The following is a 16,038-nucleotide window of genomic DNA, read 5'->3' on the forward strand; positions in this document are numbered from 1 at the left end:
GGACACCGGCACGGCAGTGCTCAGCCGGCCTTCCAGAACTCCCGCAGCAGTGCGAACACGGTCTCCGGCTCCTCGACATGGCCGAACGATCCGCTGCGCTCCAGTACGTGGAACTGGAACTGAGGTGCGTGCAGCACGAACTCCCGCTGCAGCTGCGGGTAGAGCGCGCGGTCGAAGCGGCCGGCCAGCACCATCGTCGGCGCGGTGATCTCCTTCAGCCGGGGCCGGAAGTCGGGAATCCGCGCGACCTCGCCACCGATCACGAAGTCCACGTCGGCCCCGACGAACACCGGGTAGAGCTCCATGTTGCGGGCACCGGGCTCGTTGAGCAGCAGGGCGGCGTTGTCCGGGTGGTAGAACCGGACCAGCTTGGTGGCCGCCGCGAACTGCTCGCGCAGCTCCGGGCCGGTCGAGGGCAACCCCTGGGCGCGGAGCTCCTGGATGCGGGCCCAGACCTCGGGCGCCTGGTTGGCCAGCTCCCGGTTGATGTTGGCGTGGTTGAGCTGCCACATCTCCGGGCTGTGCAGGCTGTTGGCCAGCACCAGCGACCGGACCAGGTGCCCGTGGTCCAGGGCCAGCGCCTGGCCGAGCAGGCCGCCGTAGGAGAACCCGTAGACATGCACCGGGCCCAGGCCCAACTCCTCGATCAGCGCGGCCACATCGGCCACGTCGTCGCGGAAGGTGAGGTCCGTCAGCTCGTCGGGGTGATCCGACCGGCCGCGGCCGTGGAGGTCCACGTAGATGACCTGGTGGTCCTCGGCCAGGGCGGAGAAGAACGGGTGGAAGACCAGGTGCGAACCGGCCGGGCCGAGGCCGGACAGCAGCAGGACCGGGTCGCCGCTGCCCTCCGTCTCCACCCACAGCCGGTGGCCGCGCACCTCGTAGTGCCGTCCGTCCGGGTGGTGAATGCTGGTCCCGCTCTGCTGACTCGTCATCGGAGCCCCTTTCCGTCCTGGTACGTGAAGACCCCAGCGGTGCGGGTCATCGCATTGGCGCCGATGCCGATCACGGCGCTCTCGTTGGCGGGCAACGCCCGTGCGTAGCTGCCGGCGTAGCCCTGCGGGGTGACGAACAGCCCCCAGGCGGCCTGCCATTCCTCCAGCTCGCCGGTCTCCGGGTCGACCACCGGCTCGGACCTCGGCACCACCCGCTCCTGCACGATGGCACCGGCGGCGTCGACCGATTCCAGTGCCTGGCGCCAGGCGCTCTCGCCGACCTCCCAGCCGGCCACGATGCCGGACCCGCCGTAGCGCGCGTTCGGCTTCAGGATCAGCTCGGTCCGGCGCGCCATGCACTCCTCGACCAGCTCGCCGGACGGCGCGGCGAAGGTCCCGCCGATGGCCCTGGTCCAGGGCACCACCCGTTCGATGACGGCCAGTTCGGCGGCGTCGAAGCTGCTCCGGGCCCGCGGGTCGGAGAGCATCGCCAGGCAGGCCTTGTTGTTGAAGAGGTTGGACTCCATCGGCGTGCAGAGGGCCAGGGTGCCGGCCTCGTGCGCCCGGAAGACCGGCTCGGCCAGGGCCTCGCCGTCCGGCACCGCGAGGATCTCGTCGGCCGAGTAGCAGCGCAGCACCACGTCCAGCTTCCGGCCGTTCAGCAGCACCCGGTCGCCTTCGGCCGTGACGTCGCTGATCTCGCCGAGCATGAAGTCCAGGCCGAAACCGAGCATCAGCTCCTCGAAGGCCCGCCAGGAGTCCCCGTAGCCGGCCAGGCCGCCGGGGGCCTCCAGCAGTGCCACCACGGGCTCCCGGCCGGCGGCGATCGGGGCGCCCGCGGCGCGCAGCGTCTCGGCGATCATGCGCCCGGTGTCGGTGAAGTCCAGCTCGTGTTCCTTGGCGAACTGCGCGAAGGACTCGACACCGAGCAGCAGTCGGGGGATCTCACCGGCCCGGTCCACCCCGCCCAGCTCGCTGGCGATGTTGAACTCCAGCAGCCGGAAGGCCGTCCCGTCGTGGTACATGTCGGCGCGCCCGTACTGCGGCGGCTTGGCCCCGCCGAGGCGGGTGATCAGCCTGGTGCGCCGCTCGTTGACGGCGAGCGCCGCGCAGTAGCGTTCGAGGTCACCGTCGAACAGTCGGGCGGGCAGCGAGGTGAGCAGCTCGAAGACCTGGATGACGTCGTCGGCGAAGGCCAGGATCTCCCGCTCCTCGAGGAACAGCGGCCGGGGGAACAGGCGCTGGCCCGAGGCGGCGGAGAGCGCGGGCGGCAGGTCGGCCTCCCGCATCGCGGCGCGCAGCCGGCTGCCGTCCGCCAGGCATTCCTGCAGGTAGCGCTCGGTGACGCGGTTGGTCATTCGACGGGCTCCTCGGTGACGATCAGCCTGGCCTCGATCCGGCGGACCTCCTGGTAGTCGGCCCAGATCTGCTCCCGGTCGGGCCCGGAGAGCACCGCGAAGCCGAGGCTCAGGGTGTTCAGCAGATCCTTGGTGACCTCCAGTCGGTCCCCGTTGGCGACTCCGACGAGATGGGCGTGGTGGGTGGCCAGCTTGCCGATCTCCTCCAGGCTCTCGGCGTTCCGCACGATGCCGGCGGCCCGGCTGATCAGGAAGACCACCAGGGTGGCGTTCCGCAGCTCGTAGTGCTCGGGGAGCTCGCCGGCCCGGGTGAAGTGCCGTACGGCCCGGTCGATCTGGCTGTCGCCGGTGGCGACCCGGCAGAACCGGGGCTGGCCGCCGCCGTGCGGGCGGGCGTTGAGCTCGATCAGCCGCGGGCCGTGCTCGGTGAGCATCACCTCGACATGGGCGGCGCCGAACCGGAAACCGACCGCGTCCAGGAAAGTCCGGGTGTAGTCGACCAGTTCGGCGACCTCGGGCTCGTCCGGCGCGACCCACTCCATGGCGTCGTAGACGGCCATGTGCTCGCCGTTGTCCACCTTGGTGTAGCGGCAGAGGTCGGTCACCGTGTGCCTGCCGTCGTGACTGAAGATGTCCACGACGTACTCGCTGCCGGTGACGAACTCCTGCACCAGCATCCGGTCGTTGATGATCCGCCACTGGTTGGGTCGGCCGAGCTGGGCCTCGAAGACCTCGCGCCAGTCGTCGCGGACCCGGGTCACCCCGTCGGTGCTGGCGCTCTTCGGCGGCTTGACGACCAGATCGCGGCCCTGCAGGCCCTCGCGCTCGATCCAGGCGGCGACCTCCTCCGGGTCGTCCGAGCAGATCTGCCGGATCACCGGCAGACCGGCGCGGCGCGCCGCCTCGGCCATCTCCCACTTGTGCCGGCGGGCCGCCCGCAGCGCCGGGACGTTGGCCTGGTCCTCGGTGACCTGCTCGGCGAGCAGGTCGGCCAGCTCGACGCCGGACTCGGCGCCCGGCAGCACACACCGCGGGGCCAGCTCGCGCAGCCTGGCCACGACGGCGTCCAAGTCGCCGTCGTAGGTGATCACCTCGGGGAAGTCCTCGGGGTGGAAGGAGGCCCGGTAGACCTCCGGCATGTCGGGGCTGGACAGCACCGCGACCACCGGGACTCCGGCCTCCTTGAAGGCGGGGGCGTACAGCCCGCCGGAGGAGAACGGGTCGACGATGACCGCCGGGCCCGCAGGGGCGGCGAGGGTCACTGCGTCACCCCCGCCAGGCGGGCGGCGGCCGCGCAGTAGCGCAGCCAGGCGTCCATCACGTTCGGCGAGAGCTGGCGGGCCCGCACGGCGGCGTGCACCAGACCGGGCTCGACCACCAGCTCGACCTCGGTGCCGTTCTGCCGCAGCAGGTCGGCGTACGTGGTCGAGTCCACCACCAGCGAGTCGAGCTCGGCGCCCATGATGTAGGCGGGCGGGAGCTGGTGGAACTCACCACGGACGAGCGGCGACACGTAGGGGTCGAGCACGTCCTTCGCGTCCGGGCAGTAGCAGGCGGTGTAGTACTCCATCTCGCCACCGGTGAGCAGCGGTGCGTCCTCGCCGCCGTCGCGCCAGCGGGAGAAGTCCAGCACCGGACTGATCGGGGCCTGACCGGCGATCTTCGGGCCCTGGCGGTCCCGGGACATCATGCAGAGCACGACCGACATGTTGCCGCCGGAGCTGTCGCCGCAGACCACCACCCGCGCGGGGTCGATGTCGAGGCGTTCGGCCTCGGCGACCACGCCGGACAGGGCGCCGTAACAGTCCTCCAGGCAGGCCGGGAAGGGGTGTTCGGGGGACATCCGGAAGTCGACCGCGACGGTGGTGAGGCCCGAGTTGGCGGCCAGCTCGGCGGCGACGGTGTTGTGCGTCTCCAACGAGCCGACCACGAAGCCACCGCCGCGGATGTAGAGCAGCACCCCGCGGCCCTTGCGCTCGGCGGGGCGGTAGACCCGGAGCGGGATCCGCCGGCCCTCGTGCTCCACGGAGTCGTCCTGGATGTCGACCCCGGTCGGCAGCTCGTACGGGAACTCCTGGCCGAGGCCCAGATAGAGCGCCCGCTGCTCGGCCACCGGCTTCAGGTAGAAGTCCGGCGGCATCGCCTTGTTGCTGCGGGAGACGAACTCCTCAATTCCCGGCGCGTACTGCATTGTTCTCCTTCGGTACGACGGTGCTGAAGACGGCGGTGCGCATGCCCTTGCGGAGCAGCGCCGGGAGGCAGAGCACGGTGCCCAGGGCGCCGATCCACATGGCGCCGGTGAGGCCGACCAGTGCGGTGGCGATCGAGGCGGCGAGGCTGCCGAGCGAGATCATGCCCCAGATCAGGAAGCGCTGGACCGAACCGACCCGGGCCAGCATCTCCGGCGGCGCGATGAGCTGACGGAGCGTCAATGAGGTCGGTGAGTACGATCCTTCGCCGACGCAGTGGAAGATGGAACCGAAGATCAGGCCGCAGACGCCGGCCACGCCGCCGATCGAGCCGAGGGCGGGCATGGACACGATGCCGGCCACCGAGATGGCGGCGGAGACGGCCAGGGCCTTCTCGTAGCCGATCCGCTCGCCGAGCTTCGCGGAGATCACGTTGCCGATCGGGTAACCGGCCGCGGCCGCGCCCACCACCACACCGATCCACTGGGGCGAGAGGCCGAGTTCGTTGCGGCAGTAGAGCACCAGGCTGGTCATGACCATGGTGAGGAAGAACGTGTAGGTGGCTCCGCAGGTCATGATCGGCTGCAGCACCGGGTGGCGGATGACGAAGCGCAGGCCCTCGCCGACGCTCTTGCGCATCCAGCCGCGCTCGCGGACGGTCCGCTCGCGAGGCGGCTCCCGGTGCTTGATCAGCAGCAGGGTGAGCACCGACACGGCGAAGCCGACCGTGTCGGCCGCGATCCCGAGGACCACACCCAGCAGCGCGATCACCGGGCCGGCCGCCATCGGGCCGAGCGCCTGGGAGGTGGACTCCGAGAGCGCCAGCCGGGCGTTGCCCCGGTGCAGATCCTTGGGGTGGCGGTACAGGTTGGGCAGGTACGAGGTGTACGCGACCTGGAAGAACACCACGGCACAGCCGCTGAGCGTGATCAGGATCAGCAGCGTGACGAAGGACAGCGAGTGGAGGGCGGCCAGCAGCCAGATCGCGCCGAAGGCCACCAACTGCAGGGCGTTCGCGCCGATCATGGTGGCCAGTCGCGGCAGCCGGTCCACGATCGCGCCGGCCTGCAGACCCAGCAGCAGGAACGGCAGGAACAGCGCGAACTTGAGCAGGGCCGCCTGGGCGGGCGAGGCGCCGAGCGCCGTGACGGCGAGCAGCGGGAGAGCCAGGGTCATGAACTGGTCGCCGAACAGGCTCACCGACTGGCCGGCCCACAGCAGGCCGAAGTCCCGCCGGGCCGTAGGAGCGTTGGCGGGCGGCTCCTCGACCTCGACCAGCGCCTCCTCCTGCTTCGCGTCGTTGGTGGCGGTCATGAGGCCGCCGCCGGGCGTCCGGCCGAAGACGTCTCCATGTGTGTGTCTCCTCAATCCGATGACAAGCCCTGCCGAGGGGGCACGGCGGGCAGATCGTTGGTCCGGCTCCCGCGCCGCGGGCGCTGGTTCAGCGCGTCCGCAGGGTGATGGCCTGCCGGGCGGCGGCCGCTGCCCGTTCGCAGTGAGCCATCGACTCGCCCTCGACGACGACGTAGCCGTAGCGGCTCGTGACGTGACCGGCGGGCGGGAGCAGGAGCTCCTGGCCGGGGCCGGCGAGCACGCCGTGGGCGTTGACGGTCCCGGCGAGCGCGGCCTCGTCGACCAGGACCTCGGCCACCGTGCAGTCCGCCTCCGGGTAGAGGAAATGGACCGCGGCGACTCCGTCCCGGATCACGGTGGTGTCCGGGCGCTGCCCGGTGGCCACCTCGACCGCCACCCGGCCCGGATCGACGCCGGTGGCGACCGAGCCGACGTAGGGGATCAGATCACCACCGAGCCGGGCGTTGATCTCGATCACCTTGGGGCCGTCGGAGGTGAGGCGCAGCTCGGTGTGGGTGATGCCGGTGTGGTAGCCGGTGGCCCGGTGGGCCTGCGTCAGCACATCCAGCAACCGGGGGTCGGTGAGCAGTGGATCGCCGGCATCGACGGTGTGGCCGATCTCCTCGAAGTAGGGGTCGAAGCCGCTGATCTTCCTGGCCACGAAGAGCGGTAGCAGTTCACCGTCGACCAGCGCGGTGTCCACGCTGATCTCCTCACCGGTCAGGTACTCCTCAACCAGCACACCTGCGTCGAAGTACGGCACGCCGTCCTCCTCGGCGCCCCTGGCCTCGGCATAGCCGGCCGCCAGGTCCTCCGGGCGGGTCACTGCGTTGACCCCGAAACTGGCACCCAGGGCACGGGGCTTGAGGATGACCGGGTAGCCGATCTCGGCGGCGGCGGCGCCGGCCTCCTCGAGCGACGAGACCAGGACCGAGGCGGCCTGCGGCACCTGGGCGGCGGCCAGCGCGGCGCGGGTCTGGTGCTTGTCCCGGCAGCGGCCGACGGCCTCCGGCGGCGTGCCGGGCAGGCCGAGAGCCTGCTGGAGTTCGGCGGTCTGCACCATCCGGACCTCGTCCCAGCAGAGCACCCCGGACACCTTGCGGCGGCCGGTCAGCTCCTGGGCGGCGGCCAGCATGGCGGGCACATCCAGGGTGTCGACCACGGTGAAGCCGGCGATGTAGCGCTTCTCCCAGGTCGGTTCCTGCGTCAGGAAGAGCCAGACCTGTGCGGCACCGGCCACCAGGTCGAGCAGGTATTCACGGTAGAGGTGGTAGCCACTGCTGACCAGGATGATCAGTGGCTTCTCGGTTGCGTCGCCCGGGCTGAGCGGGTCGGTCATCGGTCTCTCCTGGTGTTGCGGCGGCGGCAAGCCAGCAGGCCGGGCGGCGGGCCCGACCTGCTGGCTGATGGTTCGTCAAAGTGGTGCGCCCTGCGGGTCGGTCCCTCAGCAGCGCGCCAAGGCTCCGGACATGGGGCGGTGTTCGAGGGTGTACCCGGCTCCGTCGTGGTCGGGCAGCACGGCGGTCACCCGGTCACCGTGCCGGACGGCCGGCACGCCGGCCTTGATCGCCTTGGTCACCGAGGCGGCCCGGTCGTGCCAGGGGCAGACCAGTCGGCTGCGCCCCGGCTCGAACTCGGCCAGGTTGAGCGGGCCGCCGCGGTGCGGGCAGTTGGCCGAGAGCACGAAGGAGCCGTGCTCCGTACGGGCGTAGACGTAGGCGGAGCCGCCGATCGCCACGCAGTTGTCGCGGCCCTCGACCGCGAAGGTCACGACAGGCATGCGCGGTAGTCCCCCACCGAGTGGATCTCGTAGACGCACTCCTCGGATTCGATGATCGCGCCGTGCAGACGGTTGCGGTTGATCACCGTGCCCTCGCCGGCTTCCAGGATCTGGTGCGACTCGAACCCGGCGACGAACTTCATGGTGCCGGAGACGATGTGGCACAGCTCGTCGCCGTCATGGCAGTGGGTGTTGGACAGCTCGCGATAGGGCTCGACGATGTTGGCCACCGGCGGGGTCACCCTGCCGCTGCTGATGGCCTCCCAGACCGGGGCGTGCAGCTCCTTGTTGGCCGGCCCGCTGTCCATCCAGGCGATCTGGTCCGCGAAGTCACGGTCGGCGATGTCCGAGATGATCTGGAACTCCTCGAAGCCGCGCACGATTTCGGGGATGATCACCTCGCCGTGCTCCTCGACCAGCGGCAGGATCAGCTTCTCCAGCGCCATCCGGCCGTGGTGCACGTCGATGCCGATGTGCTCGGTGAAGTACTCGACGTCGACATCCGGGCCGAAGACCTTGGTCAGCAACTCCGCGGCGCGGCGGCAGAAGTCCACGAGTGCGGTCTCGGTGTAGTAGAGCGCGCCGATGTACCGGAAGAACAGCTCGTGGTTCTTCCCCAGGTAGTGGAAGTAGTTGTTCACCATCAGGCTGCTGTTCAGGTAGTACTGCCAGTAGTGGTGAACGTCCGAACGCAGCCCGACTGACTCCAGGGTCCGCTCGAAGAGGTGGCTGTGCTTCGTCTTGTGGACGCCGTAGCCGTACTCGTCGATGATGATCTTGAACCACTCGGACTGGGCCGGGCCGTAGTACCCGAGCACGTTCCGCAGCATCGGCGAGGCCTCGGACAGGAAGTCCGGCGCGAACTGGATGAGCCAGGTCTTGGCGGCCCGGACCGGGTCCGTCGACTTCTCGATCGCGATCTCGGAGAGCGTGGGCTGGGTCAGATCCCGGTCTTCGAGCGCGCGGAGGTAGGTCTCCAGCTCGGCCTTCGTCCACTTGCCCGAGACCTCGACCTCCTGGTCGAGGAAGCCGAAAGCGAATTTCTCCAGGGAGGGGCGGATGATCTCGCCGAGCGCGCGGTTGCTCGGGCTGTAGTACTGCTTGAAATCGTCCCACTTGTCCTTGAGTCCGGCCTTGGGCAGGAACATGAGGTCGGATTCGTAAATGGCGGCGAGTATTCTCTGTGCGGCCAGGCCCTCGTAGTGGAGTATTTCACTGCGGGGCAGGACGCGGCTGAAATCCAGGTACGGCAGTACCTGCGGCCGGAGCTGGCGACGGTACGGGTTGTCGTCGTTCTCCCATTCCTCGTTGTCGAGGTAAATCGGGTTCGTCGCGTACTGCACGACGTATTCCTTGAGCCGCTCAGGTGTCAGCTCGAACGGCTTGTGGGGGGGAAGTGCGTGGCTCATCGTCGACCCTTTCCAAGTCGGTTGGGAATGCTCAGGAGATCTCGGGGCGCCGTCAGGAGACCGAGGTGATCGACAGCCGGCCGTCCTGCCAGAGGAGATCGACACCGACCGCCTGGCCGGCGGTGACCTGTACCGGCGGGTCGAGCGGGATCAGCGCCTGCATCCAGTGCGAGCTCTTGTTGTCCGGAGCGTTCCGCAGGGTCACTCGTGCGCCCAGGTCCATCTCGAACCAGGCGACGACGCCATGAACGATGCCGTCGGCCGTCGCGGTCAGGGCCACCTGGCGGCTGCCGTCGTCGAGCGAGCCGTGGACGAAGTCGAAGCTCACCAGTTCGGTGGCGGCGGAGAGCATGGTGTGCGGCCAGGTGTGCAGCCGGACCGGGAAGTGCCCGACGGTGGCCAGCGAGTTGATCACGCCGATGTCGAAACCGCAGGCGTTGTGCACCTGGTTGAGTCCAGCGACGACGGACGACTGCAGCAGCGCGCCGTGGATGCGGGCGGAGGGCGGCATCAGAATGCCGCCGGGCGCCAGGAGGTGCTCCCTGGCGTGCCGCATGGTGGGCAGGATGCCTTCGCCGATCAGGCCGCAGTCGACGATCTCGGAGACGATCACGTCGACCGGCCGCTCGATGTCCCGGCCGACGACCAGCTCGTCCGACCTCCGGGGGATCACCGTGATCACATCGGACAGTCCATGGGCGGCGACCACCTGGGTGGCGATCTCGGCCATCAACGGGTTGGCCTCACAGCTGATCACCTTGGCGGCACCGGCCTGGGCCGCCATCATCGCCAGCAGCCCGGTACCGGCGCCGATGTCGAGGACGTGGTCGCCGGGCTTCACCTGGCGCTCCACCGCGGTGGCGAGTGCGCCGTTCCGCTCGATGTCGTTGAGCATCGCGAAGTGCCAGCGCGGGATGAGATCCCGGGCCAGGTTGCCGACCAGCTGAGAGGTCGGGGCCGATGCGTTGACGACTGCGGTGACTGTTTCGTTGATAGCGGCCGACATGCGGGCTATCTCGGCCGCACTCGCCTGGAGCGAGGCGAGCAGAAGTCGGCTCGCCCCACTCTGGGCACGACCGGCGGCGGTTGGTTCGGATAACTCTCCGGCAATGTCGGCAGAGCCGGGATAGTCGACAACCTTGCCTTGCACTGTCTCCCCCAACTGAGAGGTGGATTGACTGGGCAAAACGGGATAAGGAAAGTCAGCTGACTTTGATCGGGAACGGGGCCCGCAGACGGCGATCCATTCCGGCCGTGCCCCCCCGCCGGTTGAGTAGAGCATAGGAGAGGCAACCTGACAAGGAAGTTCCAGGAGCGTTTGGGAGCGACTCCGGTGCTTCGAGGGGAGAGTGCCAGATCTGGTCGGCCGGACGGGTGGCCGAACGGGCGCCGGTGCCAATTGCTCGACGCAGCTGCACCATTTCTCTGTGCCATTCGATGCTACTGGGAATTATCTGTCCGTGACTCTGTCAGATAGTGCGGCGAGACCGTGATGTCCGAAAAGCGCCAGCCTCCCTGCCCGGACCGGGCCAGCATCGACACCATGGACAGCACCGCCACGGCCCTCTCGCTCTTCGACCTGCCGGCCGGGGAGGCCAGGGCGCCGATCGCTCCGCACGTGGCCGACCGGCCCGACCTGCCCGGCCTGAGCGAGCTGAACTGGCGTTCGCTGTATGAGGAGTTGAGCCGTGACGGGATCGCGGTCACCCCGCCGCTGCTGACCGCTGAGCAGTGTGCGGAGATCGTCGGCACCTTCGACCGCCCGGGGCTCTTCCGCTCCACCGTGGTGATGCAGCGGTACGGCTTCGGCCGTGGTACGTACAAGTACTACGCCGATCTCGAAGCCGTGCCGCTCGTGCGGACCTTGCGCGAGAGCCTGTACCCGCCGCTGGCCTGGATGGCCAACCAGTGGGCGGCTCAGCTGAACGAGCGGACCTTCCCCACCGCCCTGCCCGGGCTCGCGGCCGAGTGCGCCGCCAACGGCCAGACGCGGCCCACGCCGCTGATCCTGCGGTACGGCGAAGGTGACTACGCCTGCCTCCACCAGGACGTCTACGGCGACGTCGTCTTCCCGCTGCAGATCGCCGTCATGCTCAACCAGCCGGGCACGGACTTCACGGGGGGCGAGAGCGTCTTCGTCGAACAGCGTCCCCGTTCCCAGTCCCGTGCGATCGTTGTCAGGCCCGACCGCGGCCAGGGCGTGATCTTCCCGGTCCGCCACCGCCCGGTCCGTGGCACGAACGGCTTCCGCCGCCACCCCGTCCGGCACGGCACCAACGCCGTCGCGACCGGACGGCGCAACGTGCTGGGCATCATCTTCCACAACGCCACCTGACAGAGGACAGCAAGAGATCATGACGCTTTTCACGACCACCGACAGTCCGCTGGGTGAACTGCTGCTGGTGGGCGAGGAGTCCACGACCACGGCGGACGGGATCGCGCTCGCCTCGCTGTCGCTGCCCGGCCAGAAGGGCGGGGCCCAGGTGCAGGACGGCTGGCGCCGGGACGACCAGGCGTTCGCCGGCCTCGCCGCGCGGCTGGGCGAGTACTTCGCCGGCGGTCTGACCACCTTCGACCTCGAAGTCACCGGCCGTGGAACCGACTTCCAGCGGCGGGTGTGGGCGGCCCTCGATGCCATCCCGTACGGCACCACCACGACGTACAGCCGCATCGCCGAGCAGGCCGGTTCGCCCGCGGCCGTCCGAGCGGTCGGAGCAGCGATCGGCGCGAACCCGCTGCTGGTCGTCCGCCCCTGCCACCGGGTGATCGGCGCCAACGGCTCGCTCACCGGCTATGCGGGCGGCCTCCCGGCCAAGCGGCACCTGCTCGCCCTCGAAGGCGCCATCCAGGCTGCGTGAGGGGGACGCCCGTGATCACCGACTCCGTCTCGGGCCGGCCGGCCCGTCAGGTGGCGACAGCCGACTGGCAGGCCCTGGCCGAGGAACTCGACGAGTACGGCTGCGCCCTGACGCCGCAACTCCTCACACCGGCCGAATGCCGGGAGATCGTGGCGTGCTACGACCGGCCGGAACTCTTCCGTACCACCGTGGACATGGGCCGCCACCGCTTCGGCTCCGGCGAATACCGCTACTTCACCCATGACCTGCCCGAACCCGTGGGCGCGCTGCGCGAGGCGTTCTACCCGCACCTGCGCGCCATCGGCCACCTCTGGGCGGAGCGCCTCGGCCGAACGGCACCCTGGCCGGAGAGCTTCGCCCAGTGGCTGGACAGCTGCCATCGGGCCGGGCAGGTCAAGTCCTCCCAGATTCTGTTGCGCTACCAGGCCGGAGACTGGAACGCCCTGCATCGCGACATCTTCGGCGACCTCGTCTTCCCGCTCCAGGTCGTGATCGGTCTCGACGAGTACGGCACCGACTACACCGGTGGCGAGTTCCTGCTCGTGGAGCAGCGTCCACGCGCGCAGTCCCGGGGGATCACGACGGCACTGAAGCAGGGCCACGGCCTGATCTTCACCACCCGCGACCGCCCGGTCCGTTCGGCCCGGGGGTGGTCTGCGAGCCCGGTCCGCCACGGGGTCAGCACCGTGCGCTCCGGGCGTCGGCACGCCCTGGGGCTGGTGTTCCATGACGCCTGAGCGGCAGCCGCCGGCGCCGGCGGCGAACCACGACTCCCCGGCGGCCGACCGCAGTTACACACTGCTGGGCGCCGACGGCCTTCCCTACGTCAGCACCCGCCCGGGCACCCTCGGCGGCCACCGCCGAGGCTCGCTGTACGGACGGCTGGACTGCTCGGCCGCCCGGCGGGCGATCGCCGCCGGGGGATACGTCAAGCACCGGGTCTTCTTCGCGAACGAGGCCACCGCGATCGCCGCCGGCTACCGTCCGTGCGCCGTCTGCCTACCCGCCGAGTACCGGCAGTGGACGGTCCGACGGAGGAGCCGGCCGTGAACCTCGCTCCGGATTCCGCCGGCTCCCGGTCCTCGCTGCTCCGCCCGGCCGAGCTCACCGCGGAGGCTTCCCTCCCCGCGCCCGGCCCGCACACGGAGGCCGAACTCGCCGCGCTGATCGGCCTGCTCACCGCCGGGCGGACCCGGGCCCGGACTGTCTGCCTCGGCCACAGCCGCGACGAGGCGTCCCGCACCGCCGCGCGGGCATTCACCGAGGCTTGGTGCGCCCTGCCGGGCCGGGTGGTGCTGGCCGTCGTGGACTGGCCCGAGCACGCGGCCTCCTGGCTGCGGCCCGCGCGACGGCTGACCGCCCAGCAGCCGGACGTATGGGTGATCGCTGCGGCGGGGACCGGCTGGGCACAGCTGGCCCGCCGACTGCGGCACAGCACCGACTGGGCCCCGGCCCGCACGTACGGGTTCGCCTCCCTCGCCCAGGAGCACACCGTCGCTCTCGCGGGCCACGGAACCCTGGACGGGGTGCGCGGCGCGGGCGCCGACGGCAGCTACTGGGAGATCGGCGACGGCTCGCTGACCAGCTTTCGGTCGCGCCGGCGGTGAACGCGTGGAGGTAGGGCGGCGGGGAGCAGGTGTGATCCCCGCCGCCCTTTCCGTGTCGCTCAGAGAGCCCGGCAGTGGGTGCGTGGTGGTCCATCGGGCGGCCCCGGAGGCAGGGCGGGCACGAGCCCGGATGATCACGGAGTCCTACCGTTCAGGCGTGGGTTCGCACTGCTCACTCGGAAGATCGGTCGGCCCAGGGGTCCTGGGTATGGCTGTCATGGAGGAGCGGATGGGACGGCTCGGAGAACACGGCCGCCCGTGGCCCCGCGACGACTCGACCGCCAAGCGGGATGTGCGACTCGATCGCTCTGTAGGACTACGTCGGCAAGGTCGCCTGCCGGATCGGGTCGCGACGACGAGCAGACGGAGCTGGCCGTGCCCCGGATCTGATAGCGGTCGACCTGCGCATCCTCACCACCCGCCGCACCGACCTGGTCAGCGACCGCGACCGGGCCATCGCCGACAAGCCCGGCGAAGCCATCCGCAATGCGCTGGGGGACGAAGATCCTCCAACCGGTTCTGGCACGACGGTGGCACGACCGACCTGACGACCCGCACCGCTCGAACAACGGCGAAGGGCTAGTTCCCCGGAATCACCCCGGCGAGCCGGCCCTTCGTACGTGCTGTGGATCTCCGGACAGAGAGCCCCCTGTCGGGTTCGAACCGACGACCCCCGCTTTACAAGGAAAGGCGTGGGGCAACTGCTCTGACCTGCGGCGTCGTTACGCTGCGGTTCTCAGGCAACCTCCACCGTGACTATCCCCCTTTCCCCGTGATTCCCTCTCCGATCGGGCACAGCTGGGGCACGCCCAGAGGCGCCTTCCGCTGGCGCGGTTACGGGATCGGCGACCGACGCTTTACAAGATCCTCCCGGGTCGAACGGGACCAGCCAAAGCCTCTCCTTGGGGATCACGGTCGGGTGCTCGCCGGGCCACCTGCGGTTGACCCCCATATCTGGGGACCTCGTCGCCGCGCCCAATCGGTCAGGCGACCAGTTGACGACCATCATGAGCACGGACAGCGGGTACATCCGAGTGCAGCGCATCCTGAACCCGGATGGCGTACATCTCCCCCATCTTGGCGAGAGCGTCCTCGGCTCGCAGCCAGCGAACCTCGGTTGACTCATCCGAGGTTCGCGGAGCGCCACCCACGGGGCTACAGCGGAACACCAGAGCAACCACGCCGAGGGTCATGTTCTTGTAGACCCCGGTCAGTCGCTCCACGGCCACGTCGACACCGGTTTCTTCCCGGACTTCCCGGGCAACGCCCGCTTCGACCGACTCCCCGAGCTCCAGCACCCCGCCAGGCGGCTCCCACGTGTTGTTGTCGGCACGCCGGATGACCAGCACCTGGCCGTCTTCCCGTACGACTACGCCAGCCACCGATACCGAGTGGAGCGGCGTTGACCGTCCCTGCTGAGTGCTGTTACTCATGTATATGAGCATAGGAGGTTCCACCCAGATGAGGAGTGGAAGCGTTCGCGAGACCTCTGCACCCCGGTACCTGCAGATTGCCGAGGACCTCGCGGAACAGATCCAGAAGGGCGTCCTGCCCCCTGGCGAGAAGATCCCCAGCGAGTCCGAGCTGATGGATCGCTACGGCGTCGCGCCTGGCACTGCCCGGAAGGCAGTCGCAGAGCTTCGCGCTACGGGCCTGATCGAGACGCACCACGGCAAGGGTTCGTTCGTGAAGTCTCGCCCCCCGGTCAACCGAAAGTCGTCGGACCGCTTCCGGCGCTCCCACCGGAAGGCGGGTAAGGCGGCCTACCTCGCCGAGGCCGAACAAGCCGGGGCCAAGCCGTCCATTCGGGTACTTTACGTCGGCCCCACCGAGGCGCCGGCAGACATCGCGGATCGGCTGTCCGTAGCCCCGGGCACTCAGGTTCTGGCACGGCGCCGCCTGTACTTCAGCGATGGCGTGCCCACCGAAGAAGCCACGTCGTACCTGCCGTGGGATATCGCCAAGGACATCCCCGAGCTGTTCGCCGAGAACCCCGGGGGCGGCGGGATCTACGCACGCCTTGAGGACCACGGCCACATCCTGGCCGAGTTCTCGGAGACCGTGCGCGCGAGGTTGGCAACCAAGCCTGAAGCCGTGTCACTCAGCCTGAGCCCCGGGGCCCCGGTCATCCACCTGACCAGGAACGCGTACACCGAGGCCGGCCGAGTCGTGGAGGTCTGCGACACCCTCATGGCCGCTGACCAGTTCGTTCTCGACTACCGCATCCCCGCAGGAGACTGACGCAAGATCACCTAAGAGTCGACAACCCCCCACGCCGAGGCGAGGGGGGTTGACTTATATAGAGGAGATAGGCACTCTGATGCATGTCACTCCTCTACATAAGTGCACAAGTGCTTATGTAGAGGAGGTGGGGCCCTTCTTTGGGCTGCTCTGACATGCACAAACGCACCACCGACAACTCAAGAGAGTGATCCACCACCGCAGTCCTTCCGTGACCACGCCGGTCGGGGTGAGTGGAGACCAGTCGGCCGAGAAGGGGCTCATAACCCCGACCCCTCCGTGTGGGGGACAACGCAACCGACTCAAAA

At 69.4% G+C, this 16,038-nt stretch carries 16 protein-coding genes and 1 pseudogene; 7 read left to right on the plus strand and 10 right to left on the minus strand.

Annotated elements, in window-relative coordinates; translation table 11 throughout:
- Positions 1-20: 20 nt before the first annotated feature.
- The 9 genes from UK12_RS11055 to UK12_RS11095 form a co-directional block, all read right to left on the minus strand.
- A complete protein-coding gene (locus tag UK12_RS11055; protein WP_197084745.1) occupies positions 21-935 on the minus strand; it encodes an alpha/beta fold hydrolase in 915 nt (304 codons plus the stop codon).
- Entirely contained in the window at positions 932-2,293 is a 1,362-nt protein-coding gene (locus UK12_RS11060; RefSeq protein ID WP_045302353.1) for a hypothetical protein, read from the minus strand. The genes UK12_RS11055 and UK12_RS11060 overlap by 4 nt, the downstream gene beginning before the upstream one ends.
- Positions 2,290-3,555 carry an ATP-grasp domain-containing protein gene (locus tag UK12_RS11065; protein WP_045302355.1) on the minus strand — a complete coding sequence of 422 codons (1,266 nt, stop codon included), beginning with the start codon at positions 3,553-3,555 and terminating at the stop codon, positions 2,290-2,292. The genes UK12_RS11060 and UK12_RS11065 overlap by 4 nt, the downstream gene beginning before the upstream one ends.
- The gene (locus UK12_RS11070; RefSeq protein WP_045302357.1) at positions 3,552-4,484 is read right to left on the minus strand and encodes an alpha/beta hydrolase; all 933 of its coding nucleotides are present in this window, start codon (positions 4,482-4,484) and stop codon (positions 3,552-3,554) included. Before UK12_RS11070 ends, UK12_RS11065 begins: the two co-directional genes overlap by 4 nt.
- Entirely contained in the window at positions 4,462-5,796 is a 1,335-nt protein-coding gene (locus tag UK12_RS11075; RefSeq protein WP_052681802.1) for an MFS transporter, read from the minus strand. Before UK12_RS11075 ends, UK12_RS11070 begins: the two co-directional genes overlap by 23 nt.
- A gap of 127 nt (positions 5,797-5,923) precedes the next feature.
- Positions 5,924-7,174 carry an ATP-grasp domain-containing protein gene (locus UK12_RS11080; protein WP_045302359.1) on the minus strand — a complete coding sequence of 417 codons (1,251 nt, stop codon included), beginning with the start codon at positions 7,172-7,174 and terminating at the stop codon, positions 5,924-5,926.
- 105 nt (positions 7,175-7,279) lie between these two features.
- Positions 7,280-7,615, minus strand: a complete 336-nt coding sequence (locus UK12_RS11085; RefSeq protein ID WP_082119501.1) for a Rieske 2Fe-2S domain-containing protein — start codon at positions 7,613-7,615, stop codon at positions 7,280-7,282.
- Positions 7,603-9,024 carry an iron-containing redox enzyme family protein gene (locus tag UK12_RS11090; protein ID WP_045302363.1) on the minus strand — a complete coding sequence of 474 codons (1,422 nt, stop codon included), beginning with the start codon at positions 9,022-9,024 and terminating at the stop codon, positions 7,603-7,605. The genes UK12_RS11085 and UK12_RS11090 overlap by 13 nt, the downstream gene beginning before the upstream one ends.
- Before the next feature lie 52 nt (positions 9,025-9,076).
- Positions 9,077-10,030 (minus strand): 50S ribosomal protein L11 methyltransferase, encoded by a 954-nt coding sequence (locus UK12_RS11095; protein ID WP_082119502.1) that lies wholly within the window; start codon positions 10,028-10,030, stop codon positions 9,077-9,079.
- Between the two features lie 537 nt (positions 10,031-10,567).
- Here UK12_RS11095 and UK12_RS11100 point away from each other — a divergent pair.
- From UK12_RS11100 to UK12_RS45000, 6 genes and pseudogenes are all read left to right on the plus strand, one after another.
- The gene (locus UK12_RS11100) at positions 10,568-11,359 is read left to right on the plus strand and encodes a 2OG-Fe(II) oxygenase (RefSeq protein ID WP_082119505.1); all 792 of its coding nucleotides are present in this window, start codon (positions 10,568-10,570) and stop codon (positions 11,357-11,359) included.
- Between the two features lie 19 nt (positions 11,360-11,378).
- Positions 11,379-11,882, plus strand: coding sequence for a methylated-DNA--[protein]-cysteine S-methyltransferase (locus tag UK12_RS11105; RefSeq protein ID WP_045302365.1), 504 nt, complete (start codon positions 11,379-11,381; stop codon positions 11,880-11,882).
- Positions 11,883-11,896: 14 nt separating this feature from the next.
- Positions 11,897-12,619, plus strand: coding sequence for a 2OG-Fe(II) oxygenase (locus UK12_RS11110; RefSeq protein WP_197084748.1), 723 nt, complete (start codon positions 11,897-11,899; stop codon positions 12,617-12,619).
- Positions 12,609-12,932, plus strand: a complete 324-nt coding sequence (locus UK12_RS11115) for an Ada metal-binding domain-containing protein (RefSeq protein WP_156178655.1) — start codon at positions 12,609-12,611, stop codon at positions 12,930-12,932. The genes UK12_RS11110 and UK12_RS11115 overlap by 11 nt, the downstream gene beginning before the upstream one ends.
- A complete protein-coding gene (locus UK12_RS11120; RefSeq protein ID WP_045302418.1) occupies positions 12,929-13,489 on the plus strand; it encodes a hypothetical protein in 561 nt (186 codons plus the stop codon). The genes UK12_RS11115 and UK12_RS11120 overlap by 4 nt, the downstream gene beginning before the upstream one ends.
- Positions 13,490-13,863: 374 nt before the next feature.
- Positions 13,864-13,983: pseudogene (locus UK12_RS45000) on the plus strand (IS110 family transposase); the annotation flags it as partial.
- A gap of 489 nt (positions 13,984-14,472) precedes the next feature.
- On the opposite strand, the gene UK12_RS11125 reads toward UK12_RS45000, so the two are convergent.
- The gene (locus UK12_RS11125) at positions 14,473-14,922 is read right to left on the minus strand and encodes an NUDIX hydrolase (protein ID WP_197084746.1); all 450 of its coding nucleotides are present in this window, start codon (positions 14,920-14,922) and stop codon (positions 14,473-14,475) included.
- Between the two features lie 28 nt (positions 14,923-14,950).
- On the opposite strand from UK12_RS11125, the gene UK12_RS11130 reads away from it, so the two are divergent.
- Positions 14,951-15,730 (plus strand): GntR family transcriptional regulator, encoded by a 780-nt coding sequence (locus tag UK12_RS11130; RefSeq protein WP_045302373.1) that lies wholly within the window; start codon positions 14,951-14,953, stop codon positions 15,728-15,730.
- The last annotated feature ends 308 nt before the right edge of the window (positions 15,731-16,038 follow it).

Source organism: Saccharothrix sp. ST-888 (assembly GCF_000955975.1).
Taxonomy (GTDB): domain Bacteria; phylum Actinomycetota; class Actinomycetes; order Streptomycetales; family Streptomycetaceae; genus Kitasatospora.

Coding starts and splice junctions, on each gene's coding strand:
- UK12_RS11055 (WP_197084745.1), bottom strand. CDS start 935: ATGACGAGTCAGCAGAGCGGGACCAGCATTCACCACCCGGACGGACGG.
- UK12_RS11060 (WP_045302353.1), bottom strand. CDS start 2,293: ATGACCAACCGCGTCACCGAGCGCTACCTGCAGGAATGCCTGGCGGAC.
- UK12_RS11070 (WP_045302357.1), bottom strand. CDS start 4,484: ATGCAGTACGCGCCGGGAATTGAGGAGTTCGTCTCCCGCAGCAACAAG.
- UK12_RS11075 (WP_052681802.1), bottom strand. CDS start 5,796: ATGACCGCCACCAACGACGCGAAGCAGGAGGAGGCGCTGGTCGAGGTC.
- UK12_RS11080 (WP_045302359.1), bottom strand. CDS start 7,174: ATGACCGACCCGCTCAGCCCGGGCGACGCAACCGAGAAGCCACTGATC.
- UK12_RS11085 (WP_082119501.1), bottom strand. CDS start 7,615: ATGCCTGTCGTGACCTTCGCGGTCGAGGGCCGCGACAACTGCGTGGCG.
- UK12_RS11090 (WP_045302363.1), bottom strand. CDS start 9,024: ATGAGCCACGCACTTCCCCCCCACAAGCCGTTCGAGCTGACACCTGAG.
- UK12_RS11095 (WP_082119502.1), bottom strand. CDS start 10,030: ATGTCGGCCGCTATCAACGAAACAGTCACCGCAGTCGTCAACGCATCG.
- UK12_RS11100 (WP_082119505.1), top strand. CDS start 10,568: ATGGACAGCACCGCCACGGCCCTCTCGCTCTTCGACCTGCCGGCCGGG.
- UK12_RS11105 (WP_045302365.1), top strand. CDS start 11,379: ATGACGCTTTTCACGACCACCGACAGTCCGCTGGGTGAACTGCTGCTG.
- UK12_RS11115 (WP_156178655.1), top strand. CDS start 12,609: ATGACGCCTGAGCGGCAGCCGCCGGCGCCGGCGGCGAACCACGACTCC.
- UK12_RS11125 (WP_197084746.1), bottom strand. CDS start 14,922: ATGAGTAACAGCACTCAGCAGGGACGGTCAACGCCGCTCCACTCGGTA.
- UK12_RS11130 (WP_045302373.1), top strand. CDS start 14,951: ATGAGGAGTGGAAGCGTTCGCGAGACCTCTGCACCCCGGTACCTGCAG.